Origin of the sequence: Limnohabitans sp. 15K (assembly GCF_002778285.1) — a bacterium.
Classification (GTDB): Bacteria; Pseudomonadota; Gammaproteobacteria; order Burkholderiales; family Burkholderiaceae_C; genus Limnohabitans_A.
In genome coordinates this window covers 95,199-118,422 of record NZ_NESM01000003.1, presented here as the reverse complement: position 1 = coordinate 118,422, position 23,224 = coordinate 95,199, and the positions used below count along the sequence as shown (strand labels likewise).

Annotated in this window: 24 protein-coding genes and 1 riboswitch; of the genes, 13 read left to right on the top strand and 11 right to left on the bottom strand. The window is 59.5% G+C overall.

What is annotated here, in order from left to right:
* Positions 1-5: 5 nt before the first annotated feature.
* Positions 6-581 carry a Holliday junction branch migration protein RuvA gene (gene ruvA / locus B9Z40_RS11725; protein WP_100173545.1) on the bottom strand — a complete coding sequence of 192 codons (576 nt, stop codon included), beginning with the start codon at positions 579-581 and terminating at the stop codon, positions 6-8.
* 93 nt (positions 582-674) lie between these two features.
* Between ruvA and B9Z40_RS11720 the strand changes: the two genes are divergently transcribed.
* Both B9Z40_RS11720 and ybeY read left to right on the top strand, forming a co-directional pair.
* Positions 675-1,655, top strand: a complete 981-nt coding sequence (locus B9Z40_RS11720) for a PhoH family protein (RefSeq protein WP_100173845.1) — start codon at positions 675-677, stop codon at positions 1,653-1,655.
* Positions 1,656-1,734: 79 nt separating this feature from the next.
* A complete protein-coding gene (gene ybeY / locus B9Z40_RS11715) occupies positions 1,735-2,190 on the top strand; it encodes an rRNA maturation RNase YbeY (protein WP_100173544.1) in 456 nt (151 codons plus the stop codon).
* A 333-nt stretch (positions 2,191-2,523) separates the two neighbouring features.
* Here ybeY and dbpA read toward each other — a convergent pair whose 3' ends face one another.
* From dbpA to tyrS, 4 genes are read right to left on the bottom strand one after another with little or no spacing between them, the layout of a single operon-like run.
* Positions 2,524-3,945: an ATP-dependent RNA helicase DbpA gene (gene dbpA, locus B9Z40_RS11710; RefSeq protein ID WP_100173543.1), complete on the bottom strand. Its 1,422-nt coding sequence runs from the start codon at positions 3,943-3,945 to the stop codon at positions 2,524-2,526.
* 37 nt (positions 3,946-3,982) lie between these two features.
* Positions 3,983-4,426 (bottom strand): D-aminoacyl-tRNA deacylase, encoded by a 444-nt coding sequence (dtd, locus tag B9Z40_RS11705; protein ID WP_100173542.1) that lies wholly within the window; start codon positions 4,424-4,426, stop codon positions 3,983-3,985.
* Complete coding sequence (locus tag B9Z40_RS11700) at positions 4,423-5,349, bottom strand: cation diffusion facilitator family transporter (protein WP_100173541.1); 927 nt, start codon at positions 5,347-5,349, stop codon at positions 4,423-4,425. Before B9Z40_RS11700 ends, dtd begins: the two co-directional genes overlap by 4 nt.
* Positions 5,350-5,398: 49 nt before the next feature.
* Complete coding sequence (gene tyrS, locus B9Z40_RS11695; RefSeq protein ID WP_100173540.1) at positions 5,399-6,631, bottom strand: tyrosine--tRNA ligase; 1,233 nt, start codon at positions 6,629-6,631, stop codon at positions 5,399-5,401.
* Between the two features lie 111 nt (positions 6,632-6,742).
* Between tyrS and B9Z40_RS11690 the strand changes: the two genes are divergently transcribed.
* Together B9Z40_RS11690 and B9Z40_RS11685 are read left to right on the top strand one after the other, a co-directional pair.
* Positions 6,743-8,242: a M23 family metallopeptidase gene (locus tag B9Z40_RS11690; RefSeq protein ID WP_233204897.1), complete on the top strand. Its 1,500-nt coding sequence runs from the start codon at positions 6,743-6,745 to the stop codon at positions 8,240-8,242.
* A 95-nt stretch (positions 8,243-8,337) separates the two neighbouring features.
* A complete protein-coding gene (locus tag B9Z40_RS11685) occupies positions 8,338-9,477 on the top strand; it encodes an anhydro-N-acetylmuramic acid kinase (RefSeq protein WP_100173539.1) in 1,140 nt (379 codons plus the stop codon).
* A 33-nt stretch (positions 9,478-9,510) separates the two neighbouring features.
* Here B9Z40_RS11685 and erpA read toward each other — a convergent pair whose 3' ends face one another.
* From erpA to rplM, 3 genes are all read right to left on the bottom strand, one after another.
* Positions 9,511-9,876, bottom strand: coding sequence for an iron-sulfur cluster insertion protein ErpA (erpA, locus tag B9Z40_RS11680; protein WP_100173538.1), 366 nt, complete (start codon positions 9,874-9,876; stop codon positions 9,511-9,513).
* Between the two features lie 189 nt (positions 9,877-10,065).
* Positions 10,066-10,458, bottom strand: coding sequence for a 30S ribosomal protein S9 (rpsI, locus tag B9Z40_RS11675; RefSeq protein WP_100119427.1), 393 nt, complete (start codon positions 10,456-10,458; stop codon positions 10,066-10,068).
* Between the two features lie 11 nt (positions 10,459-10,469).
* Positions 10,470-10,901: a 50S ribosomal protein L13 gene (gene rplM, locus B9Z40_RS11670; RefSeq protein WP_019431015.1), complete on the bottom strand. Its 432-nt coding sequence runs from the start codon at positions 10,899-10,901 to the stop codon at positions 10,470-10,472.
* Positions 10,902-11,098: 197 nt separating this feature from the next.
* Here rplM and B9Z40_RS11665 point away from each other — a divergent pair, with 197 nt between their 5' ends.
* From B9Z40_RS11665 to B9Z40_RS11640, 6 genes are all read left to right on the top strand, one after another.
* A complete protein-coding gene (locus B9Z40_RS11665) occupies positions 11,099-11,986 on the top strand; it encodes a 23S rRNA (adenine(2030)-N(6))-methyltransferase RlmJ (RefSeq protein ID WP_100173537.1) in 888 nt (295 codons plus the stop codon).
* A gap of 134 nt (positions 11,987-12,120) precedes the next feature.
* Entirely contained in the window at positions 12,121-13,152 is a 1,032-nt protein-coding gene (gene paaA, locus B9Z40_RS11660) for a 1,2-phenylacetyl-CoA epoxidase subunit PaaA (protein WP_100173536.1), read from the top strand.
* Complete coding sequence (gene paaB / locus B9Z40_RS11655; protein ID WP_100173535.1) at positions 13,149-13,457, top strand: 1,2-phenylacetyl-CoA epoxidase subunit PaaB; 309 nt, start codon at positions 13,149-13,151, stop codon at positions 13,455-13,457. The genes paaA and paaB overlap by 4 nt, the downstream gene beginning before the upstream one ends.
* Positions 13,458-13,468: 11 nt before the next feature.
* Positions 13,469-14,251, top strand: coding sequence for a 1,2-phenylacetyl-CoA epoxidase subunit PaaC (paaC, locus tag B9Z40_RS11650; RefSeq protein ID WP_100173843.1), 783 nt, complete (start codon positions 13,469-13,471; stop codon positions 14,249-14,251).
* A gap of 9 nt (positions 14,252-14,260) precedes the next feature.
* Complete coding sequence (gene paaD / locus B9Z40_RS11645; protein WP_100173534.1) at positions 14,261-14,809, top strand: 1,2-phenylacetyl-CoA epoxidase subunit PaaD; 549 nt, start codon at positions 14,261-14,263, stop codon at positions 14,807-14,809.
* Positions 14,810-14,833: 24 nt separating this feature from the next.
* The gene (locus tag B9Z40_RS11640) at positions 14,834-15,964 is read left to right on the top strand and encodes a 2Fe-2S iron-sulfur cluster-binding protein (RefSeq protein ID WP_100173533.1); all 1,131 of its coding nucleotides are present in this window, start codon (positions 14,834-14,836) and stop codon (positions 15,962-15,964) included.
* 102 nt (positions 15,965-16,066) lie between these two features.
* Here B9Z40_RS11640 and metF read toward each other — a convergent pair whose 3' ends face one another.
* The 3 genes from metF to ahcY all read right to left on the bottom strand — a co-directional run bounded on the left by metF (position 16,067) and on the right by ahcY (position 19,343).
* Entirely contained in the window at positions 16,067-16,900 is an 834-nt protein-coding gene (gene metF / locus B9Z40_RS11635; RefSeq protein ID WP_100173532.1) for a methylenetetrahydrofolate reductase [NAD(P)H], read from the bottom strand.
* A gap of 17 nt (positions 16,901-16,917) precedes the next feature.
* A complete protein-coding gene (locus B9Z40_RS11630; protein WP_100173531.1) occupies positions 16,918-17,766 on the bottom strand; it encodes a TlyA family RNA methyltransferase in 849 nt (282 codons plus the stop codon).
* Positions 17,767-17,909: 143 nt separating this feature from the next.
* Entirely contained in the window at positions 17,910-19,343 is a 1,434-nt protein-coding gene (ahcY, locus tag B9Z40_RS11625; protein WP_100173530.1) for an adenosylhomocysteinase, read from the bottom strand.
* A gap of 80 nt (positions 19,344-19,423) precedes the next feature.
* A riboswitch (S-adenosyl-L-homocysteine riboswitch) is annotated at positions 19,424-19,521 on the bottom strand.
* A gap of 128 nt (positions 19,522-19,649) precedes the next feature.
* On the opposite strand from ahcY, the gene B9Z40_RS11620 reads away from it, so the two are divergent.
* The 3 genes from B9Z40_RS11620 (at position 19,650) to B9Z40_RS11610 (ending at position 23,139) form a co-directional block, all read left to right on the top strand.
* Complete coding sequence (locus B9Z40_RS11620) at positions 19,650-20,621, top strand: hypothetical protein (RefSeq protein ID WP_100173529.1); 972 nt, start codon at positions 19,650-19,652, stop codon at positions 20,619-20,621.
* A 6-nt stretch (positions 20,622-20,627) separates the two neighbouring features.
* The gene (locus B9Z40_RS11615; RefSeq protein WP_100173528.1) at positions 20,628-21,377 is read left to right on the top strand and encodes a flagellar motor protein MotB; all 750 of its coding nucleotides are present in this window, start codon (positions 20,628-20,630) and stop codon (positions 21,375-21,377) included.
* Positions 21,378-21,510: 133 nt separating this feature from the next.
* Entirely contained in the window at positions 21,511-23,139 is a 1,629-nt protein-coding gene (locus B9Z40_RS11610; RefSeq protein WP_053173521.1) for a peptide chain release factor 3, read from the top strand.
* Positions 23,140-23,224: the final 85 nt, after the last annotated feature.

Below are 23,224 nucleotides of genomic sequence, written 5' to 3'. Positions count from 1 at the left end.
CGTCTTCATTTGTTCAGGGCTTTGAGCGCCAACTTGATGCCGTCGCTCACGCCCACATCGGCGGGCAAGCTCTTGAGGGCAGCTGCGGCCTCTTTGTCGTTGTAACCCAAGGCAATGAGTGCTTGCTGGATGTCGCTTTGTGTGTCGGGAGTGTTGACGGCAAACAAGCCACCCAAGTCGCCTCCCAGCTTGCCCTTGAGCTCCAGCAACAAACGCTCGGCGGTTTTTTTGCCGATGCCGGGCACTTTCACCAAACGCCCCACTTCTTGGGTGGTGATGGCCTGCGCCAAATCGTCCACACTCATGCCGGACAACACACTCAGAGCTGTGCGGGGGCCAACGCCAGAGATTTTGATGAGCTGGCGAAAAGCTTCGCGTTCGGCCAGCGTGGCAAAGCCGTAGAGGATTTGCGCGTCTTCACGCACCACAAAGTGCGTGACCAGACTGACTTTTTCGCCCGAGGCAGGCAAGTTGTAGAACGTGCTCATGGGCACATTGACTTCGTAGCCCACGCCATGGCAGTCCACGATCACCTCGGGTGGGTTTTTGTCGCTCAGGATACCGGTGAGTTTGCCAATCATGGAGGGTGACGCCTTAAATGCCTGTGATGGGAGAAAATGCGCATTCGCCCGGGCCATCCTGGCCAGAAATCGCGCACAGCTAGGATTATCAACTTGATCGTCAGACACACCTTCACCCCGCACAACAACACCCGCTTGTCGCACCTGTGCGGCCCCATGGACGCGCACCTGCGCACCATAGAGGCGGGCTTGCAAGTGGGCATTGCGCACCGCCATGAGCAGTTCAAAGTGGACGGCCCAAAGGCGGTGGCCATGCGGGCCATGGAAATTCTGCAAGCGATTTACGAACGCGCCGACCGACCGATTTCACCCGACATGGTGCAACTCATGCTGGTGGGCGACAGTGGGGGCGAGGAGGCAGACTTGCCAGCCTTGCAAACCAGACGCACCGACCTGAAGGCGCGTACCCCGGTGCAAGCCGCCTATTTGGAAAGCATTGCCAGCCACGACATCAGTTTTGGCATTGGCCCGGCCGGCACGGGCAAGACTTATCTGGCCGTGGCCTGCGCCGTGGACGCACTGGAACGCAGCAGTGTGCAGCGCATCGTGCTGACACGCCCGGCGGTGGAAGCGGGCGAGCGCCTGGGCTTTTTGCCGGGCGACTTGTCCCAAAAGGTGGACCCGTATTTGCGCCCGCTTTACGACGCACTCTACGACCTGATGGGCCACGACAAGGTTCAAAAAGCTTTTGAGCGCAATGCGATCGAGGTGGCCCCACTGGCTTTCATGCGCGGTCGCACGCTGAACAACGCCTTTGTGATCCTGGACGAAGCGCAAAACACCAGCACCGAACAAATGAAGATGTTTTTGACCCGCATTGGCTTTGGCGCCAAGGCGGTGGTGACGGGCGACGTGAGCCAGATCGACTTGCCCAAAGGGCAATTGAGCGGTCTGATCGATGCCGAGCGCGTTTTAAAACGCGTCAAGGGCATTGCTTTCACTCGATTTTCCAGCGCCGATGTGGTGCGGCACCCCTTGGTGGCCCGCATCGTGGACGCCTACGACGCGCAAGGCAGCGCACCTATGCGTGCTGGTGTCGTGACCCGCCGAAAGCCCCAGCCCACCGACGATTGAGCCCTGTCGGTCTCGTGCCTTTTGTCAGACGTTTTGACGCGAATCCACCTGCACGCTTTGCCCCCTTTTGAGAACGCTTATGGCCCTCCAACAACTTCAACTGTCTCTGCAGTTTGGTGACATCCCCAACGCAGCCCGCCACCGCGCTGCCCTGCCGCGTCATGCGGTGACGCGTGCGATCCGCCACGCGCTGGCCGATGACGCCGAGATCACGGTGCGCATCGTGGGCGAGGAAGAAGGCCGCGCGCTGAACCTGGGTTATCGCAAGAAGGACTACGCGACCAACGTGCTGACCTTCGACTACGAGCAAGAGCCCGTGGTGATGGCCGACTTGGTGCTGTGCGCCCCCGTGGTGGCCCGCGAAGCCAAAGAACAAGGCAAGACGCTGGCCGCGCATTACGCGCATTTGTTGGTGCACGGGACTTTGCACGCGCAAGGCTGGGACCATGAGACCAGCGAGGCAGATGCTGAGGAGATGGAGACCTACGAGATTGCGATCTTGGCGGGCTTGGGGTTGAAGAACCCTTACCTCTAGTTTTATGTTGGTGCGTTTTGGACGGTGAGGCCTCGAATGGGGTGGAGCCGGGTTCCTCATGACGGGGTACCGAAAATCGTCACCCGGCCCCACCCCATTCGAGGCCGTTGTGCATTTTTAAAACCCACCGAGCATCAAAAGCGCGTCGGCCCTATAGACCTACGAGCGAAAACCGCTCGTTAACAGCGCGTCTCTCGCCCAAATAACCACTCAGGTGTGTGAGGGGATGCGGCGGGTGACGATTTTCGGTACCCCGTCATGAGGAACCCGCCGCATCCCCTCACACACCGCCCAAGCGAAAGGCACACCCTGCCCCAACAAAAGGCAAAAACGTCAGAGCAACCGAACCTTCACACTCTTGCCCTTGATCTTGCCGTGTGACAACTGAGACTCCACTTTTTTGGCAAGAGCCGCCTGAACCGCCACATAGGTGGAGAACTCGTTCACATTGATCTTGCCCACCTGCTCACGGGTCAAACCACACTCACCGGCCAAAGCGCCCATCACGTCCCCTGCGCGGATCTTTTCCTTGCGGCCACCCACAATTTGCAGAGTGCGCATGGGTGGCTGCAAAGGTCCACCCGCAGCAGGCGTCAAACCAGACAGCGGCTCCCAATTGGATTCGCGACCTTGCATCACCTCGATCTTGCCGACCGATCCCATCTCGTCCATGCTGGCCAGTGTCAGCGCCAAGCCTTCGGCATCGCCCCGACCGGTGCGGCCGATGCGGTGGATGTGGATTTCTGCGTCGGGCGTCACGTCCACGTTGATCACGGCTTCCAGGCCTTCCACGTCCAGCCCGCGTGAGGCGACATCGGTGGCTACCAGCACCGAGCAGCTTCGGTTGGAAAACTGCACCAGCACCTGGTCGCGTTCGCGCTGCTCGAGTTCGCCAAACAGCGCCAAAGCGCTGTAGCCCTGAGCCTGCAAAACCGCCACCAAATCGCGGCACTGTTGTTTGGTGTTGCAAAAGGCCAGCGTGCGCTCGGGGCGGAAATGCGCCAACAACTTAGACACAGCGTCCAGCCGCTGGCTTTCGCTCACTTCGTAATAAATCTGGCGAATTTTGTGTGCACTGTGCTGCGCCTCGACCTTCACGGTTTGCGGTGCACGCATGAACTGCGCGGCCAATTTGGCGATGCCCTCGGGGTAAGTGGCCGAGAACAGCAAAGTCTGGCGGTCTTTGGCGCACTGGCGCACCACCTTGGCGATGTCGTCAAAAAAGCCCATGTCCAGCATGCGGTCGGCTTCGTCCAGCACCAGCGTGTTCACACCCGCCAAACTCAAAGAGCCGCGCTCCAGGTGGTCCAAGATGCGGCCGGGCGTGCCCACCACTACATCGGCGCCATGTTCCAGGCTCACGGTCTGGCCTCTCAAAGCCACGCCGCCGCACAAGGTGACAACCTTCACGTTTTGTCGGGCGCGGGCCAGACGACGGATTTCTTGCGTGACCTGATCGGCCAACTCGCGGGTGGGGCACAAGATGACCGCTTGAATGGCGGCACTGGGTGAGCCAGCGCTTTGCAGGCGCTCAATCAGAGGCAAGCCAAAAGCGGCCGTTTTGCCACTGCCGGTGCTGGCTTGGGCGATCAGGTCTTGCCCAGCCAAGGTCAAAGGCAGGCTGGCCGCCTGGATGGGCGTCATCTGGGTGTAGCCCAGTTGTTCGAGGTTTTGAAGGGTGGCCGTTGACAGCGCGAGCTGGTCAAAACGAGAGGTCATCGAGACGGGAGACGCAGCGGGAAATTTTTCAGTCATGCCCCGATTATCGGCGGCCAACGCCCTCACCTCAGACTCAAGCCGTCATGCGCATCGGAATCGTGATCGGTCCATCGTTGACCAGCGCCACTTTCATGTCGGCGGCAAAGCGGCCTGTTTGCACCACAGGGTGGGCTTTTTGTGCCTGGGCCACAAAATAGTCATAAAGACGGCGGGCATCGTCCGGCGCTGCGGCACCTGAAAACCCCGGGCGCGTGCCCGAAGACACATCGGCCGCCAGCGTGAACTGGCTCACCAACAGAAGGCCACCCGCCACGTCTTGCACGCTCAAGTTCATCTTGCCTGCGTTGTCGCTGAAGATGCGCAGCTTCAGCATCTTGGCCAGCATTTTGTCGGCTACCGCCTCGGTGTCGCCTTTTTCGGCGCACAGCAGCACCAACAAGCCAGTGCCGATTTGGCCAATCACCTCGCCATCGACCCGCACACTGGCTTCGATCACCCGTTGCAACACGGCGATCATTTCAGATCCCTGGCATCGTTGAAGTGCACCTCGACATCGCTGGGCAATAGCTGAATGGTGGCGCGCAAACCGGGTACTTCGCTCATCAGGGCTTGCTCGACACTGCCGCGCAAAGCCGCAGCTCTGCCCAAGGTCCAACTGGCGGGCATGTGCATGTGCACATCCACAAAACGGCGCTGCCCGGCTTTGCGGGTGTGCAGGTGGTCAAAGCGGATGATTTCGGTCTCGCCGCGCTGGTGGGCAAAACCGTCCAGAACCTTTTGCACATCGACCAAGACTTCGGGCTCCAGGGCCTCGTCCATCAGGCCTTGTGAAGACAACCAGATCAGGTGCCAGCCTTCTTTCAAAATATTCAGCGCAACGGCAATCGCCACCACCGCGTCCAGCCACAACCAACCCGTCACGCTCACCAGGCCAATGCCGATGACCACACCAGCAGAAGTCCAGACGTCGGTCACCAAGTGCCGTGCATCGGCCTCCAGCGCCAGCGAGCGGTGCTGTTTAGCGGCGCGAAACATCAGCCAAGCCAGCAAGCCGTTCAGGGCAGAACTGCCCACCGACAAAGCCAAGCCCAATCCGACTTGCTCGATGGGCTGAGGGTCAAACACCCGGTGCGCCGCCGCCCAAATGATGCCCAAAGCGGCCACCACAATCAAAATGCCCTCAAAGCCCGAAGAAAAATACTCGGCTTTGTGGTGCCCATAGGGGTGCTCGTCGTCGGCTGGCATGGCGGCCACGGTGACCATCATCAAACCAAAAATGGCACTGGCCAAATTGACCACGGATTCCATCGCGTCAGACAGCAAACCCACCGAGTCGGTCAACCACCAAGCCAAGGTTTTCAGACCGATGGTGACCATCGCCACCACCACCGAAGCCCAGAGCATGCGTTTGGGCGTCATCCACGAATCAAAGTTTTTCATAGGGTCAGCATACCCTCGGTAAAAGACATGTCCGTGCGCCAGACCCCGCTCAAGCCAGCGTGACCTTGGCAAACTTGCGCTTACCGACTTGCACCACGTACGTGCCCGCTTCGAGTTTCAAGCCCTTGTCACTGACCACGCTGGAGTCGATGCGCACACCGCCGCCGTCAACCAAACGCCCGGCTTCGGTGGTCGAGGGGGCCAGTCCGGCTGCCTTGAGCACAGCGCCAATTCCCAAGGGCGCGCCTGACAAAGTCACTTCTGGAATGTCATCGGGCACGCCGCCCTTGCTGCGGTTGATGAAATCCTGCTCGGCCGCATCGGCAGCGGCTGCGCTGTGAAAACGTGCCGTGATTTCCTTGGCCAGCATCACTTTGGCGTCTTTGGGGTTGCGGCCCCCTTCGACTTCCTTCTTCAGCGCCTCGATCTCGGCCATGGACTTGAAGGACAGCAAGGTGAACCAGCGCCACATCAACACATCGGAAATGCTCAGCACCTTGGCAAACATGGTGTTGGGCTCTTCGGCGATGCCGATGTAGTTGTTCTTGGACTTGGACATCTTGTCCACACCGTCCAGGCCTTCCAGCAGGGGCATGGTCAAGATGCATTGCTGCTCTTGGCCATATTCGGCTTGCAGGTGACGGCCCATCAGCAGGTTGAACTTTTGGTCGGTGCCTCCCAGTTCCAAGTCTGATTTGAGCGCCACCGAGTCATAACCCTGCATCAGGGGGTACAAAAACTCGTGCACGCTGATGGGTGTGCCGGCCTTGAACCGGTCATGAAAGTCGTTGCGCTCCATCATCCGGGCCACCGTGTATTTGGAGGCCAACTGGATCATGCCCATGGAACCCAGCGGTAGCGACCACTCACTGTTGTAGCGAATTTCGGTTTTGGCGGGGTCCAGCACCATGCTGGCCTGCTTGTAATAAGTTTCGGCATTGAGCTTGATTTGCTCGGGCGTGAGCGGCGGACGGGTGCTGTTGCGACCGGACGGATCACCAATCAAACTGGTGAAATCGCCGATCAAAAAGATCACCTGGTGCCCCAAATCTTGCAACTGGCGCATCTTGTTCAGGACCACCGTGTGGCCAATGTGGATGTCGGGCGCTGTGGGGTCCAAGCCCAGCTTGATGCGCAAAGGCACCCCGGTAGCCTCTGATTTGGCCAGTTTTTGCAGCCAATCTTCTTTGGGAATCAGCTCATCACACCCTCGCAAAGTGACCTCCATCGCCTCCAGGGTCTTGTCCGTCACGGGAAATTTTGTAACAAGCGCTTGATTCATAAGGGTTTTTTCTAAAGTCAAATGGCCATAGACCGGTACAATGGTCCGATATTTCCAAGTCGCTCATTTTAGGGGCGGCTTGACTGTGAACCTCGTGAACAGTTTTCCAAGATGAAAACGCGTCACGAAACCCCGCTCAAATTGATGTCATTTTTCGCTTCACTCCAAGCTCGCTTGGTTTCTTTTTTAGTCGGCTTCTTGTTCCTGTGCACTGCCGCACTGGGCGCGGTGTTGCTGGGCGCACAGCGCCTGCTGGCTTGGCTGGATGGTCAGCACCCCCAGCTCACATCGGCACTTCAGTCATGCACCCGCTGGCTCAAGCGCCACCCTAAAACCATCAGCGCCACTCTGGCTTCGGTTTTGTTGGCTGGTGGCGGTGGGGCTTTCGCCATAGCCAATTTGGGACCCGACATTTCTGCTCAACCCGTTGTCACAGTGACCGTCCCTGTTGAATCGCCCTCTTTACAAGCCCAAGCCCAAGCGCTCGACCTGGTCAATATTCGCCTGACGCGCACAGACAGCACACGATCGACCGATACCCCCGAGAGCCTGCTGCGCCGTCTGGGGATGGTGGACCCGGACGCTGCAGCCTTTTTGCGCAAAAACCCTTTGGCCAAACAGGCCCTCAAACAAGCAGGCCGCTCTGTGGTCGCCGAGGCAGACAGCCAAGAACGCTTGAGCCAATTGCATGTTCGTTGGCTCAACAACGAAAGCGATACGTTCTTCCAGCGCCTGGCCATCAAACGCACGGACAAAGGGCTGCAAGCGGCTTTGGAAACCTCGCCCATGAACACCAGTCTGCGGATGACAGGTGGCACAGTGGCCAGCTCGCTGTACGACGCAGCCGACGAGGCGCGTCTGCCAGACGCCATTGTGGGACAACTGACGCAGATTTTCTCCAACCAGATCGACTTTCACCGCACCTTGCGGAAAGGCGCTCGTTTTGCCGTGGTTTACGAAGTTCTGGAAGCCGATGGTGAGCCGATTCGCACTGGCCGCGTTTTGACCGCCGAGTTCAACAACGGCAACAAATCTTACGAAGCCGTTTGGCACGAAGAGCCCGGTCAAAAAGGCAATTACTACAGCCTCGATGGCAAAACCCTCAGCCGCACTTACTTGGCGGCCCCTGTGGCTTTCTCGCGCAAAACCAGTGGTTTTGCCATGCGCCTTCACCCCATCTTTCAAACCATGAAAGCGCACTTGGGCGTGGACTACGCAGCCCCCACCGGCACGCCCGCACAAACGGTCGGTGACGGTGTGGTCGAATTTGCGGGCGTCCAAGGCGGCTACGGCAATACGGTCATCGTTCGCCATGGCAACAACCACTCCACCGTTTACGCCCACCTCAGCCGCATTCAGGTTCGCAAAGGCCAGTCGGTTCAAAAGGGGCAAACCATTGGCGCGGTTGGCTCGACAGGTTGGTCCACAGGCCCTCACCTGCATTTTGAGTTCCGTGTCAACGGCACCCACGTTGACCCTCAAAAAGTGATTCAACAGGCGCAAAGTGTGCCGCTCAGCCCAACCGCGATGGCTCGGTTCAAAACGACTGCAACCCAAGCCCGATCACAATTGCAAGCCGCGGCGCAAATGCGAGAAGGCAACGTTCAGTGATCCACAAGGGCCGCAAGGCCCTTTTTTGATGCACGGTCCGCCCATGTCAGTGCACCCCACTGAACCCCGACCACAGTCCTAGCGCCTTCTCCCATATGTCCTCGCCCCAATACTTCATCGGCCTGATGTCTGGCACCTCTTTGGATGGCGTGGATGGCGTGCTGGCGCGCATCACCCCTCAAGGGCAATTGGCCGTTCAGGCCCATGCCTTTGCCGCTTTCGACGCACCCTTCAAAGCCGAGCTCATGGCCCTCAACCAAAGTGGCGCCGATGAGTTGCACCGCAGTGCACTGGCGGGTAACCAAATCGCACGGCATTACGCCCAGGTTGTACACGCGTTGCTGGCATCCAGTGGCTTGCAAGCCCAAGACATCGCAGCCTTGGGTGCCCATGGTCAAACCGTGCGGCACCGCCCTTTGGAATTCGATGGCAACGCCGCCCTTGAACGCGCACCCGTGGGCTACACACTTCAACTGATCAACCCCTCTTTGTTGGCCGAGTTGACGGACATCGACGTCGTGGCTGATTTTCGCAACCGCGATCTGGCAGCAGGCGGTCAAGGTGCGCCCTTGGTGCCCGCCTTTCACCAAGGTGTTTTTGGCAACACTGCCTCTTGCGTGGCCGTGCTCAACATCGGCGGCATCTCCAACCTGAGCGTGATTCGGCCAGATGGTTCTGTTCTCGGCTGGGACTGCGGACCAGGCAACGCACTCATGGACCATTGGTGCACTACCCACACCGGCGCACCCTATGACGACAACGGTGCTTGGTCGGCAACAGGACGTGTTATCCCCGATTTGTTGACGACCCTGATGGCCGAAGCCTTTTTGCAGCGATCGCCCCCCAAAAGTACGGGGCGCGATCTTTTCAACCCGTCTTGGCTTCAAGCACGATTGCCCTCATACACCCTGCAGCCTCAAGACGTTCAGGCCACCTTGACCGAATTCACAGCCATGGCCTGTGCGCATGACGTGCAGCGGCACGCGCCTGAGGCACGCGAGTTGATTGTGTGTGGGGGCGGGGCTTTGAATGGACAGCTCATGCAGCGCCTGGGTCACCACTCGCCCGGTGTGCAAGTGCTCAGCAGCGAGTTGCGGGGCTTACCCCCTCTGCAGGTTGAGGCCGCCGCCTTTGCCTGGCTGGCCGCCAAAACCCTGAGGCGTGAAACATCGAGCTTGCCAAGCGTCACGGGCGCCCAAGGCGCCCGTGTCTTGGGGGCCATTTACCCCCGTTGATGTGTGGCGAGCACCGCTCGCCGTGCCCATCGATCAGGTCGAAAAAGACGAACCGCAACCACAGGTGGATGTGGCGTTCGGGTTCTTGATCACGAACTGAGCGCCTTGCAAGTCTTCTTTGTAATCGATCTCTGCGCCGATCAGGTACTGGTAGCTCATGGCATCGATCAGCAAAGACACGCCATTTTTGCTCATGGTGGTGTCGTCTTCGTTGGTGATTTCATCGAAGGTGAAGCCATATTGGAAGCCTGAACAACCACCACCCTGCACAAACACGCGCAGTTTGAGTTCGGGGTTGCCCTCTTCGGCGATCAGGTCGGCCACTTTGGCGGCCGCGCTGTCGGTGAAGACAATCGGTGCGGGCATTTCGGTCTGGATGTTTTCAGCAAGAGCGCTCATGGTATTTCTCCGGTTCAATGCTAAATAGTATAGCGCGCTGGTCGGGAATTAAAGCCTGTCGGCCTCAGTAACGCTACTGCGCACATGGACTTTGTCTGGCCACTAAGGAGAACCAAACAAAGCGCGCCAAAAACAAAAAAGCCGCCTTGGCGAACCAATGCGGCTTTTTGACGAAGCAGAAAAAGCGGATTAACGCTTGGAGAACTGCTTGCGACGGCGGGCTGAGTGGAAGCCGACCTTTTTACGTTCGACTTCACGGGCGTCACGGGTGACAAAACCAGCTTGGCTCAGCACAGGCTTGAGCGAAGCGTCGTAGTCAATCAGGGCGCGGGTGATGCCGTGGCGCGATGCGCCGGCTTGACCGGATTCGCCACCGCCGTGCACGTTGATCATGATGTCGAAAGTTTCGGCATGGTTGGTCAACATGAGGGGTTGCTTGGCGATCATGATCGAAGTCTCGCGGCCGAAGTAGGCTTGGATGTCCTTGCCGTTGACCGTGATCTTGCCTGTGCCTTTTTTCAGAAACACGCGGGCGACGCTGGATTTGCGACGGCCTGTGCCATTGTTCCATTCACCAATCATCTCAAGGCTCCTTAGATGTCCAGCACTTTAGGCTGTTGGGCGGTGTGGGGGTGCTCAGCGCCACCGTACACCTTGAGTTTTTTGATCATGGCGTAACCGAGTGGGCCCTTGGGCAACATGCCCTTGACAGCCTTCTCGAGTGCGCGGCCAGGGTGCTTGGCTTGCATGTCGCGGAAGTTGGTGGCAGTGATGCCGCCTGGGTAGCCGGAATGGCGGTAATAAATCTTGTCGATCGTCTTGGTGCCAGTCACTTTGAGCTGGGCAGCATTGATGATGACGATGAAGTCACCGGTGTCGACGTGAGGCGTGTAAATGGCCTTGTGTTTGCCGCGCAAACGGAGAGCAACTTCGCTGGCTACTCGTCCGAGGACCTTGTCGGTCGCGTCAATCACAAACCACTCGTGCACGACCTCAGCGGGTTTTGCGCTGAAAGTTGTTGTCATGAGTTTTCTCTTTAAAAGAAAGGTTTGGCGGGTCCTTTTCCACGGTCGGTGCTCCTCTTTTGGGAGCCTCTTAGGTGGGAATTTGCCAATGCCTTGCGGCAGTCAGCGTCTTCGCCGCGGGACCACTGAATCGCTGCGAAGCCTTCTATTATACGAAAAATCAAGGACTTGCGGGCGTAATTGGTTACCATCAAGGGATGTTCAGTTACCGACACGCTTTTCACGCGGGCAACCATGCCGATGTGCTCAAACACATCACCTTGCTCGCGACCATGCGCCACCTCATGCAAAAAGAGGCCGGCATCACCCTGATTGACACCCACGCCGGGGCCGGTTTGTACCGCCTGGACGGTGATTATTCACAAAAAGGCGCCGAAGCCGAGGACGGCTTGTTCAAGCTTTTGGCCGCCGCCGAAAAGCTCGACACCTTGCCCGAGCCGGTCCAGGATTACTTGGAACAGATCGCCAGCTTCAACCCCAACGGGCAAGCCAAAATCTACCCTGGCTCGCCTTTTCTGATGCACAAACTGATGCGCCACGCTTCGCGTGACCGCCTGCGCTTATTCGAGTTGCACCCGACAGACAGCAAATCCTTGACGTCCAACATCGCTCAACTCGAAGCCGGACGCACGGTGACCGTGAGCCGCGAAGACGGCTTTGAAGCCCTCAAAAAGATCCTGCCGCCACCGCCTTCGGCCACTGGCTCCAAGCGTGCCATGGTGTTGATCGACCCCAGCTACGAGATCAAATCCGATTACGCCAAAGTGGCCAACGTGATTCAGGAATACCTCAAGCGCTTTTCTACAGGCACTTATCTGGTCTGGTACCCGATCATCCCGCGCCCCGAAGCACACGACTTGCCCAAACGCCTGCGCACCTTGGCCAACCAATCGCAAAAGCCTTGGCTCAACGCCACACTGGCCATTGGCCGCGGTCCCGGTGACGAAGGCGGCCTAGTGGCCAGCGGCATGTTTGTCATCAACCCGCCCTTCACCCTGAAAGACCAGATCCGCAAGGCGCTGGACATGGTGGGACCTGCCCTGGCGCGTGGGTCCGGCAAGAACTGGGCGGTGGAATCGTCTTGATGCTTTGAGGGGCATGGGCATCAGGGAAATACCTGAGCGCGGGGCATTGAAATTAACCGACCGCACGGTCGGTTAATGGGTATACTGGCATCTGCGCCGCGATCATTCCATCCTGTTTGGCGCAGGAGAATCCCATGTACACGCAATCATTCAGCGTCCCGGACGGTTCCGAAGACGCCAAGTCAGCCGGCCTGAAGGCCGTGCCCAAAGCCCTGAGCGCGCAAGACGCCGCTTTGCAAGCCCAATTTGACGCCCGCATCGATGCTGACGGCCGCGTCGAGCCCCGCGAGTGGATGCCAGAGGCCTACCGCAAAACCCTGGTGCGCCAGATCAGCCAACACGCGCACAGCGAGATTGTGGGCATGCTGCCCGAAGCCAACTGGATCAGCCGCGCGCCTAGCCTCAAGCGCAAAACGATTTTGATCGCCAAAGTGCAAGACGAAGCCGGCCACGGCCTGTACCTGTACAGCGCGGCCGAAACCTTGGGCACCAGCCGCGACCAAATGCTGGACGGCCTGCACACGGGCAAAGCCAAATACAGCTCCATCTTCAACTACCCCACCCTGACCTGGGCCGATGTCGGCGTGGTCGGCTGGCTGGTCGATGGCGCGGCCATCATGAACCAGGTGCCCCTGTGCCGCTGCTCGTACGGCCCCTACGCCCGTGCCATGGTTCGTGTGTGCAAGGAAGAAAGCTTCCACCAACGCCAAGGCTACGAAGCCCTTTTGGTGATGATGCAAGGCACAGCCGAGCAAAAAGCCATGGTGCAGGACGCCGTGAACCGCTGGTGGTGGAAATGCTTGGCCATGTTCGGGCCACCCGACGCCGACAGTCCCAACAGCGCACAAGGCATGCGCTGGGGCATCAAGCGCATCAGCAACGACGACCTGCGTCAGAAGTTTGTCGACGCCACCGTGCCTCAAGCCAAGGTGCTGGGCGTGACCTTGCCCGACCCCGATCTGAAGTGGAACGAAGCGCGCCAAGCGCACGATTACGGCCAGATCGACTGGGACGAATTCTGGGCGACTGTCAACGGCAACGGCCCCTGCAACAAAGAGCGCTTGGGCGCTCGCGTCAAGGCCTGGAACGATGGCGCCTGGGTGCGCGAAGCGGCCTTGGCCCACGCCCGTAAACAACAAACACGCCAAATGAAGGAGGCCGCATGAACACCACTGCCAACACCGCCGCATTGAAAGAATGGCCCCTGTGGGAAGTGTTTGTCCGCTCCAAGCAAGGTCTGGAGCACAAACACTGCGGCAGCCTGCACGCCTCGGACTCTGAGCACGCTTTGCAAATGGCTCGAGATGTTTACACCCGCCGCCAAGAAGGCGTGAGCATTTGGGTCGTGCCATCGGCCAGCATTTCGGCGAGTGAGCCCAATGACAAGCCCGAGTTCTTCGATCCGGCCGGTGACAAGGTGTACCGCCACCCGACGTTTTATGTCATCCCCGACGAAGTCGGACACATGTGAGCGACCCTGAAATGAACGCTCCTGTTGATTACCTGCTGCACCTGGCCGACAACGCACTGATCCTCGGTCAGCGCAACGCCGAATGGTGTGGCCACGGCCCCATCCTCGAAGAAGACATCGCGCTGTCCAACAACAGCCTCGACCTGATCGGTCAAGCCCGCATGCTTTACCAGCACGCGGCCGAACTGCAAGGCGGTGGTGCCACCGAAGACACGCTCGCGTATTTCCGCGATGTGCCCGACTTCAAAAACTACACCCTGTGCGAATTGCCGCACATGCCCCTCATGGTGGCCACATCGACAGGTGACAGAGACTTTGCCACCACCATCGTGCGCAACTTTTTGTACAGCAGCTTGATGGTGCTGGTGTGGGACCAATTGCAAGCCTCCAAAGACGCGCAACTGGCCGCCATTGCAGCCAAATCTCTCAAAGAAGTTCGCTACCACCTGCGCCATTCGCGCGACTGGGTGGTACGTCTGGGCGACGGCACCGACGCCTCGCACGCCAAAGCGCAAACAGCAGTGGATCAGTGGATGCCTTATTGCCAAGAGTTCTGGAGCACCAGCCCACAAGAGCAGGCCGCTCAAGCGAACGGCACCGGCATCGACATGGCGGCTCTGCAAAACGACTGGAACCAGATCGTGGACGCCGCATTGCAAGAAGCCACGCTCCAGCGTCCCGCCGATGGCGGCTTTGTGCCCACCGGCAAGCAAGGCATTCATTCGGAACACCTGGGTTTTGTTCTGGCAGAAATGCAAAGCCTCGCTCGAGCACACCCCGAAGCGACCTGGTAATTCACGCCAATGGCCTTCACTGCTTTGCCAGCCTCTACGCCCCAACGCACCGCCGATGTGGCCCATGCTTGGGCATTGCTCGAGCAGCTGACCGACCCGGAAATCCCGGTCGTCACACTGCGCGAGCTGGGCATCTTGCGTGACGTGCGTGAAGGCGGACAAGGGCTAGAGGTCGTCATCACGCCCACTTACAGCGGCTGCCCCGCCATGGGCCAAATCGAAGACGACGTGAAAGCCCTGCTGCAAGCCAACGGACTGCAAGGTCGTGTGGTGACGCAATTGGCCCCGGCGTGGACGACGGACTGGATGACGGAGGCCGCCAAAGACAAGCTGCGTGCCTATGGCATTGCCCCGCCACATGCCTGCGCCAGCGCCCCATCTGGCGCAGCCAACGTCGTGCAGTTTGCGGCCCGCAGTGCCAAGCCCGAGGTGGTGAACTGCCCACAGTGCGGATCGGCCAACACCACAGAAACCTCCCATTTCGGCTCCACCGCCTGCAAAGCCCTTTACCGGTGCCTGGCCTGCATGGAGCCCTTCGATTACTTCAAACCTTACTGAACTGCCTTGCAGCAGTCATGCACCATGTCCGCTCCCCGCTTTCATGACCTTCAGATTTCACGCATCAACCCGGAGGCGGCCGGTGCCGTGGCCATCACGCTGAACGTGCCCACGGACCTGCGCAGCAGCTTTGACTTCCAGCCTGGCCAGTTTTTAACGCTGCGCGCCGACATCGGCGGCAACGATGTGCGACGCAGTTACTCCATCAGCTCGGCACGCAGCCAGCTGCAAAAACAAGGTCTACTAGAAGTGGGCATTCGCCCTGTTGAGGGCGGCGTGTTTTCCAACTGGGCAGCCAGCCAACTGAAAGTCGGCGACACCCTGCGCGTGATGCCACCCGATGGCCGTTTTGTGGTGCAGCGCCCCCGCGCCATTCACCGCGTGGGCTTTGCAGCGGGCTCGGGCATCACCCCTATCCTGTCGATTTTGGCCAGCACCCTGGAGGAGCAGCCAGAGAGCAAATTCACATTGGTCTACGGCAATCGCCGCATGGACAGCGTCATGTTCAACGAAGCGCTGCAAGACCTGAAAGACCGTTACCCTTCGCGCCTGACCTTGATCCACATCTTGTCGCGCCAAGCGCAAGAAGTGCCGCTGCTCGAAGGCCGCATTGACGCGGCCAAAGTGCAAGCCATCATCGACGCGTTTTTGCCGGTGGGCAGCATGGACGAAGTGTTTGTGTGCGGCCCCGAGGCCATGATCGAAGCGACCGAGCAAGCCCTGTTGACGGCAGGTGTCAAGCCCGAACGCATCCGCAGCGAACGCTTCAGCTCCCCCACTTTGGACGCATTGACGCCCGAAGCACGGGCCAAAGCGGTGCTGGGCAAACCCGATCAAAGCATGGGTGACGCCAACAGCGCTGGTGGTGAATCGGGTGAAGTTCAGCTCACCGTGGTGCTGGACGGCAAGCCTTACAACATGCCGATGCGCCGCAACCAAAAAATCCTCGACATCGCTTTGTCACTGGGCATGGACTTGCCATACTCCTGCAAAGCCGGGGTTTGCTGCACCTGCCGCTGCAAAGTCATGGCAGGCACCACCGAGATGGAGAAGAACTTCACCCTCGAAAAGCCCGAAGTCGAGCAAGGCTTCATTCTGTCTTGCCAAGCCCGCGCCACCAGCGACAGGGTGGTGGTGAGTTTCGACGAGCGTTGAAAACCTTCGCGGCGGGGGCGCCGCTCCTACAAAGGAACGTCGCTTGCGCGCGATGGCAGGCTGCTGTTGTAGGAGCCCCGCCCTCGGGGCGATGACCTCGAATTAATTCAAGCGCTCGACAATGTCCAAGGTCGCCGCACTCTGGTTCATGGTGTAGAAGTGAATCGCGGGCACGCCACCGTTGATCAGCTGCTCGCACAGGTCCGACACCACCTCCAGGCCAAACGCCTTGATCGAGGCGATGTCATCCCCATAGCCTTGCAGGCGAAGGCGAATCCAGCGCGGTATTTCTGCGCCACACGCGTCTGAAAAACGCAGCAACTGCGATGAGCTGGTGATGGGCATGATGCCGGGCACCACGGGCACGTCCACTCCGAGTTTGTAGGCATCATCTACAAAGCGGAAGTAGGCATCGCTGTTGTAAAAATATTGGGTGATGGCCGAGTTGGCACCGGCCTTGACCTTGGTGGCAAAAGCCTGCAAATCGGCTTCGGGCGACTTGGCCTGAGGGTGGATTTCGGGGTAGGCCGCCACTTCGATGTGGAAATCGTCACCCGTCTCAGCCCGAATGAACGCCACCAAATCGCTGGCGTAGTGAAACTCACCACCCGCACCGTAGCCGCTGGGCAAGTCGCCACGCAAAGCCACCAGGCGCTTGACGCCCATGGCCTTGAGTGTGGCCAACTCTTCGCGCACCGAAGCCTTGGTTGCGCCAATGCACGAAAAGTGCGAAGCAGCTGCAACGCCTTCACCGAGGATGGCGCTCACGGTCGAAAAAGTGCCTTCTTGCGTTGAGCCACCCGCACCGTAAGTCACCGAGCAAAACTCAGGCTTCAGGGCATACAACTTCTCGCGCACGCCACGCAGCTTGTCTGCGCCCTCAGGCGTTTTGGGTGGGAAAAATTCCAGGCTGATCGGCAGCTTCAAACCAGACATCACGTCACCTTCAAAAATCAATAGTCGTTGGCCTTGGCATACGCCTTGGCGGCCAGATCGGCCTCGTGTGCCACGCGCGTGGCCTCGCGTGCGGGCAATACCGCGTCTGGGTTGGGCCAGCAGGCTTGCACAAAAAACTCGTGGTTGCCGTCACCACCCGCAATCGGGCTGTCCAGCCAAGCCGTCACTTTCATGCCCAATTCGATCAGTGCCGTGCGCACGCGGTTTTCGATGAACGGGAAATGCGTGTCGTCTTTCACGATGCCGCCCTTGCCCACTTGACCCGGTTGCAACTCGAACTGGGGTTTCACCAGCATGAGCAACTGGCCCGTGGGCTTGAGCAAATGCACCACGCCTGGCAGCACCAGGGTGAGCGAGATGAACGACACATCGCCCACCATCACATCGAAACCTTCCAGCGCATCGTGAATGCGTTCATCGCCCGGCTCCAGCTCGCGTGCGTTCACGCCCTCGATGCAAACCACACGTTCGTCTTGGCTGATGCGCGGGTGCACCTGGGCATGGCCCACATCCACACCCACCACCTCGGACGCGCCGTGTTGCAGCAAGCAGTCGGTGAAGCCACCGGTGCTTTGGCCCACATCCAGGCAGCGCAAACCATCGACTTTAATGCCCGTGGCCTTCAATGCGCCTTCGAGCTTGAGGCCGCCGCGAGACACATAGCGCGACTCGGCGTCATCGAGCAACTCCAGAGCAGCGCTCTCGGGCACCTCGTCACGGTTCTTGACGACGGTGCGCCAAGCCCCGTCGGGCTGCTGCCACTTAACGCCCCCAGCAATCAGTCGCTGGGCTTGAGAGCGAGAAGCGGCCAGGCCACGTTCGACGAGAAGTTGGTCAATGCGCATCAATCGGTCATTTCAGTTTTAAGAATCGCCTGTGGGACGCCCTCGGGGCGATGAAACCTTCAATCGCGACGAGGGCGTCGCTCCCACAGGGGGTAAAGCCAGAAGGCCTCATCTGTAGGAGCCCCGCCCCCGGGCGATTGGGTTCAATAACGGTAAGTGTCGGCTTTGTAAGGACCGTTTTTAGACACACCGATGTAAGCGGCTTGCTCTTCGCTGAGTTCGGACAACATCGCGCCGACCTTCTTCAGGTGCAAACGCGCCACTTTTTCGTCCAGGTGCTTCGGCAACACGTAAACCTTGCCGTTTTCATACTGGTCTTGTTTGGTGAACAGCTCGATCTGAGCAATGGTCTGGTTGGCAAACGAGGACGACATCACAAAGCTGGGGTGGCCAGTGGCGCAACCCAAGTTCACCAAGCGGCCCTTGGCCAACAAGGTGATCTTCTTGCCATCGGGGAAGATGATGTGGTCAACCTGGGGCTTGATCTCGTCCCACTGCAGTTTTTCCAAAGAGGCAACGTCGATTTCGTTGTCGAAGTGGCCGATGTTGCAAACGATGGCTTCGTCCTTCATGGCGGCCATGTGCTCGTAGCGGATCACGTTCTTGTTGCCGGTGGCCGACACGAAGATGTCGCACTTGTCGGCGGCGTATTCCATGGTCACGACTTTGAAGCCTTCCATCGCGGCTTGCAGGGCGTTGATCGGGTCGATCTCGGTCACCCAGACTTGGGCGCTCAAGGCGCGCAGGGCTTGGGCCGAACCCTTGCCCACATCACCGTAACCGGCGACCACGGCCACTTTGCCGGCGATCATCACGTCGGTCGCGCGCTTGATGGAGTCCACCAAGGATTCGCGGCAGCCGTACAGGTTGTCGAACTTGCTCTTGGTCACCGAGTCGTTCACGTTGATGGCGCGGAACATCAGGCTGCCTTTGGCGGCCATCTCGTTCAGGCGCAACACGCCGGTGGTGGTCTCTTCGGTCACGCCAATGATGTGCGCGCCCTTACGGCTGTACCAGGTCGGGTCCACGGCCAGCTTGGCCTTGATGGCGTTGAACAGGCAGGTCTCTTCTTCGCTGGTGGGGTTGGCAATCAAAGAAGCATCGGTTTCAGCGCGCTTGCCCAGGTGCATCAGCAGCGTGGCGTCGCCGCCATCGTCCAGGATCATGTTGGGGCCTTCGCCGGGTGTGCCTGCCGCGCCGAAGTCAAAAATGCGGTGGGTGTAGTCCCAGTAGTCGGCCAAGGTTTCGCCCTTGATGGCGAACACAGGCGTGCCCTTGGCGGCAATGGCGGCAGCGGCGTGGTCTTGGGTCGAGAAGATGTTGCAAGAGGCCCAACGCACGTCAGCGCCCAAGGCTTGCAAGGTCTCGATCAGCACGGCCGTCTGAATGGTCATGTGCAGTGAGCCCGTGATGCGCGCGCCCTTCAGGGGCTGCGACTTGTTGAACTCTTCACGGATGGCCATCAGGCCCGGCATTTCGGTCTCGGCGATTTTGATTTCTTTGCGGCCCCAATCGGCCAGGCCGATATCGGCGATCACGCAGTCAGCGTTGACGGTAGAAGGCATACGTGCATTCATGAGAAAAGCTCCAAGCAATGTGAATGAACCACACACATGGGCAAAGCACTGAAGGGGAAAAACAGGCTCACCGCACGTCGTGTGGATGAGCGTCGTTGCTGTTGAAGTGTTCCGAGCCTCACGCCCCGCTGCCAGCTTTTGTTCAAAGCCAGGGGGCGCTGCAACGCTCCTCGGAATGATGAATTCTATCGCAGTCTTTTCAACACAGCCAGCCATGGACCACAAGATCGCCCCCGTTGCAGGGTTGCTCGCCGGGCATTTGCTAGACTGCCCCCAACCTTAACCGCCCACTCACCTGCCAAGCCCATGCCCCAATTGATGCCCCTCTTTACCGACTACTGGCATTTGTGCTTGGTGGCCGCCGTGATCGGCCTCATCGCGCTGGATTACGCCAACCGCTTCATTGGCCCTGCGCTGACGCTCAAAACCAGCCTGAACCGTGTCCATGCCCAGCTCATCGAGCTGATCGTCCAAAGCCCCTCGCAGTCCATCGACTTGGCCCAGCTCAAAAGCGAGGTCATGACCTCCCCCCCGCTGCAGCACGCTTGGCAGCAATACGCCAGCACGCTGCAGCCGCAGTGGCAAGCCGCCGATGCCGGACCATTGGGTGTCGCAAGGCAGCGCGTCAGCCATTTGTCGCGGGCTTTTTTTGGACAGATGGGGCAGACCACCAGTGGTGGCCGTATTGACTTGTCCAACATCGAACAGTTGGCCGAGAACGATCCTCAGCTGGCCCAGGTCTGGCGCGAGTACAGCCAAGCCTTGGAATCTTTGCAGCAACTCGAAGGGTCAGCCGCCACCACGGCCGGCAAATGGCAGGCCAGCAGCCACGCCGATATGTATTTCACCGAGCAAGTCTTGGTCGACACGCCTTTGCAATCGAACTTCTACAAACACATCCCCGGCATCCTGACCGGCGTGGGCATCATTGGCACCTTCACGGGCCTGATTGCCGGGTTGATCGGTTTTGACGTGTCCAACCCCGAACGCGTGCAGGCCGAGTTGAGCCAACTGGTGCAAACCGTGGGCCATGCCTTTTTGGTGTCGGCCTTGGCCATCACCTTGGCCATGGTGTTCACCTGGATCGAAAAGTCGGTCCTCACGGGCCGTTACCGCCAAGTCGAAGAACTGCAGCAAGCGCTCGACACCCTGTTCACGCCCCAAGGCGGCATGCAGTCGGTGGAGCGCCTGACACTGGCGACCGAAATTCAAGCCGCGCTGTCCTACAAAATCTTGAACCAGCTGCGCAGCTCTGCCACCGGTTCACCGCAGCGCTGAAACCCGATGCTCGGCTCCCGAAGAACGCCTGTCAAAAGGCACCGCGACGAGGCAGAAAAACCCTTCTGGATCTCGTTTTCCGACCTCATGACCGCGCTGATGGTGCTGTTTGTGGTGGCCATGGCGGTGGCCCTGCTCAACGTCACACAAGGCCTGCGAAAAATGGACGAAGGCCGGGCTCAACGCGACACCGCGATCTCGGCTTGCTTGGACGACATTCGCGAGATCACCCAAAGCACCCCCTACCCCGGCTTGAAACTGCGCGGCCAAACGTTGGAGCTCGGATCCCTGGCTGAATTCCCCAAAGACAGCAACGAGCTCGAAGCCCAACGCGCGGCTTATTTGCGCGGTTTTGTGCCCCATATGCTTCAAATCGCCCGCACACCCGAATGCCAAAACTGGCTCAAACGGTTTGTGTTGGAAGGCTATGCCAGCCCCGAGGGCTCGTACCTTTACAACCTCAACCTGAGCCTGGAACGTTCGCAGCGCGTGCTGTGCGTGCTGCTTGACAACAAAGCGGCCGACGCCCTGAACCCAGAAGACCGCCAAGCCATCCGCGAGCAGTTTTTTGTCGGCGGCTCGTCCTTCAACTCGGCCATCTTGAACCAGCCCGAAAAAAGCCGACGGGTGGAGCTGCGTCTGGAGTTCAAAGAGCTGCGCCCCCGCTGCGAAGCCGGCACGCCCAACTGCGACGCCGACGACATCCAACCCTTGCCGTGGGACGACGACGCCAAATGCCCCGTGGCCAAACGCTAACCCAGCACTGAACCAGCACCGAAGCGCCAGGTCCAGAGTGCACTTGGCCCGGTAAAATCACCACTTTCGCCAGCCCGCCCGGGCCTGGCCACCACGGCGGCCCTTGGCCGACCGCACGATTTCAGGACCCCTTGTGACCTACGCCCACGAAACCCGGCGCCGCCGGACTTTTGCCATCATTTCGCACCCCGACGCGGGTAAAACCACGCTGACCGAAAAGCTCTTGCTGTTCTCGGGCGCGATCCAGATCGCTGGTTCCGTCAAGGCCCGCAAGGCCTCGCGCCACGCCACCTCGGACTGGATGGAAATCGAAAAGCAGCGCGGCATTTCGGTGGCTTCGTCCGTGATGCAGATGCTCTACCGCGAGCACGTCATCAACCTGCTCGACACGCCCGGCCACAAAGACTTCTCGGAAGACACCTACCGCGTGCTCACGGCGGTGGACTCGGCGCTCATGGTCATTGACGCGGCCAACGGTGTGGAAGCACAGACCCGCCGCCTGATCGAGGTCTGCCGTCAACGCGACACGCCCATCATCACGTTTGTGAACAAGATGGACCGCGAAGTGCGCGACCCGCTCGACATCCTCGACGAAGTCGAACGCGAACTGGGCATGCCCTGCGTGCCCATGACTTGGCCTGTGGGCCAAGGCAAATCGTTTGGCGGCATCATCAACCTGCGCACGCAGGCCATGACCGTGTTTGACTCCGGCAGCGAACGCCTGCCGCAAGACTTCGAAACCATCCCCCTCACCGAGCAAGCCCAACTGGCCGAGCGCTTTGGCCTGGAGTGGCAAACTGCGATGGACAGCATGGAGCTGGCCACCGGCGCATCGCCCGCATTTGACGAAGCGGCCTTCTTGGCAGGCAAACAAACCCCCGTATTCTTCGGCTCCGGCGTGAACAACTTCGGTGTGATGGAAGTGCTGGACGCCTTGGTCGACTTGGCCCCCGCGCCCAAGCCCCGCACCAGCAATCTGCTGGTCAACAAACAGCCCGTGGTCAAAGAAATCCAGCCCGAAGACAGCGCGTTCTCGGGCGTGGTGTTCAAGGTGCAAGCCAATATGGACGCCAACCACCGCGACCGCATTGCGTTCGTGCGCATGGCGTCTGGCAAATACACCCCCGGCATGAAACTCAAGGTGCAGCGCACCGCCAAAGAACTGCGCCCCACCAGCGTGGTCACCTTCCTCTCACAAAGGAGAGAGGCGGTCGACGAAGCCTATGCGGGCGACATCATTGGTTTCACCACCCACGGCGGCGTGCAGCTGGGCGACACCATCACTGACGGCGCCAACCTGCAATTCACCGGCCTTCCCTTCTTTGCGCCCGAACTCTTCATGACCGTGATCCTGAAGAACCCGCTGCGCACCAAGCAACTGCAAACCGGCCTCGACCAACTCGGCGAAGAAGGCGCGATCCAGGTCTTCAAACCCGAAATCGGCGGCCCCATGTTGCTCGGCGCTGTGGGTCAGCTGCAATTTGAAGTGGTGCAGCACCGCCTCAAAGCCGAGTACGACTGTGACGTACGCCTGGAAGGCTGCCAGTACACCGGCGCCCGCTGGATCACCGCCGACACCCCGGCCGAACTGCGCGAATTCACCAACGCCTACCCCCAGCGCATGTCGCTGGACGCGGCAGGTACGCTGGCGTATTTGTGCACCAGCCCCTACGACGTGCGACTGGCGCAAGAGCGCTTCCCCAAAATCCACTTCCACCCGCTGCGCGAGCACGCCGGTTTGGCACTGGGCTCGGCGGGATAAACGGCCAAAAGAATTGGTTAATTGGGGTCAGATCCCAATTAAATATCAATGTGGGAGCGGCGCCCTCGCCGCGATGAGTCCTCGC

Coding starts and splice junctions, on each gene's coding strand:
- paaD (WP_100173534.1), top strand. CDS start 14,261: ATGGCCTTCACTGCTTTGCCAGCCTCTACGCCCCAACGCACCGCCGAT.
- B9Z40_RS11620 (WP_100173529.1), top strand. CDS start 19,650: ATGCCCCAATTGATGCCCCTCTTTACCGACTACTGGCATTTGTGCTTG.
- B9Z40_RS11630 (WP_100173531.1), bottom strand. CDS start 17,766: ATGCGCATTGACCAACTTCTCGTCGAACGTGGCCTGGCCGCTTCTCGC.
- rpsI (WP_100119427.1), bottom strand. CDS start 10,458: ATGATTGGTGAATGGAACAATGGCACAGGCCGTCGCAAATCCAGCGTC.
- B9Z40_RS11640 (WP_100173533.1), top strand. CDS start 14,834: ATGTCCGCTCCCCGCTTTCATGACCTTCAGATTTCACGCATCAACCCG.
- ruvA (WP_100173545.1), bottom strand. CDS start 581: ATGATTGGCAAACTCACCGGTATCCTGAGCGACAAAAACCCACCCGAG.
- rplM (WP_019431015.1), bottom strand. CDS start 10,901: ATGACAACAACTTTCAGCGCAAAACCCGCTGAGGTCGTGCACGAGTGG.
- metF (WP_100173532.1), bottom strand. CDS start 16,900: ATGTCTGGTTTGAAGCTGCCGATCAGCCTGGAATTTTTCCCACCCAAA.
- erpA (WP_100173538.1), bottom strand. CDS start 9,876: ATGAGCGCTCTTGCTGAAAACATCCAGACCGAAATGCCCGCACCGATT.
- B9Z40_RS11685 (WP_100173539.1), top strand. CDS start 8,338: ATGTCCTCGCCCCAATACTTCATCGGCCTGATGTCTGGCACCTCTTTG.
- B9Z40_RS11665 (WP_100173537.1), top strand. CDS start 11,099: ATGTTCAGTTACCGACACGCTTTTCACGCGGGCAACCATGCCGATGTG.
- B9Z40_RS11700 (WP_100173541.1), bottom strand. CDS start 5,349: ATGAAAAACTTTGATTCGTGGATGACGCCCAAACGCATGCTCTGGGCT.
- dbpA (WP_100173543.1), bottom strand. CDS start 3,945: ATGACTGAAAAATTTCCCGCTGCGTCTCCCGTCTCGATGACCTCTCGT.
- tyrS (WP_100173540.1), bottom strand. CDS start 6,631: ATGAATCAAGCGCTTGTTACAAAATTTCCCGTGACGGACAAGACCCTG.
- ybeY (WP_100173544.1), top strand. CDS start 1,735: ATGGCCCTCCAACAACTTCAACTGTCTCTGCAGTTTGGTGACATCCCC.
- dtd (WP_100173542.1), bottom strand. CDS start 4,426: ATGATCGCCGTGTTGCAACGGGTGATCGAAGCCAGTGTGCGGGTCGAT.
- paaB (WP_100173535.1), top strand. CDS start 13,149: ATGAACACCACTGCCAACACCGCCGCATTGAAAGAATGGCCCCTGTGG.
- ahcY (WP_100173530.1), bottom strand. CDS start 19,343: ATGAATGCACGTATGCCTTCTACCGTCAACGCTGACTGCGTGATCGCC.
- B9Z40_RS11690 (WP_233204897.1), top strand. CDS start 6,743: ATGAAAACGCGTCACGAAACCCCGCTCAAATTGATGTCATTTTTCGCT.
- paaC (WP_100173843.1), top strand. CDS start 13,469: ATGAACGCTCCTGTTGATTACCTGCTGCACCTGGCCGACAACGCACTG.
- B9Z40_RS11615 (WP_100173528.1), top strand. CDS start 20,628: ATGCTCGGCTCCCGAAGAACGCCTGTCAAAAGGCACCGCGACGAGGCA.
- paaA (WP_100173536.1), top strand. CDS start 12,121: ATGTACACGCAATCATTCAGCGTCCCGGACGGTTCCGAAGACGCCAAG.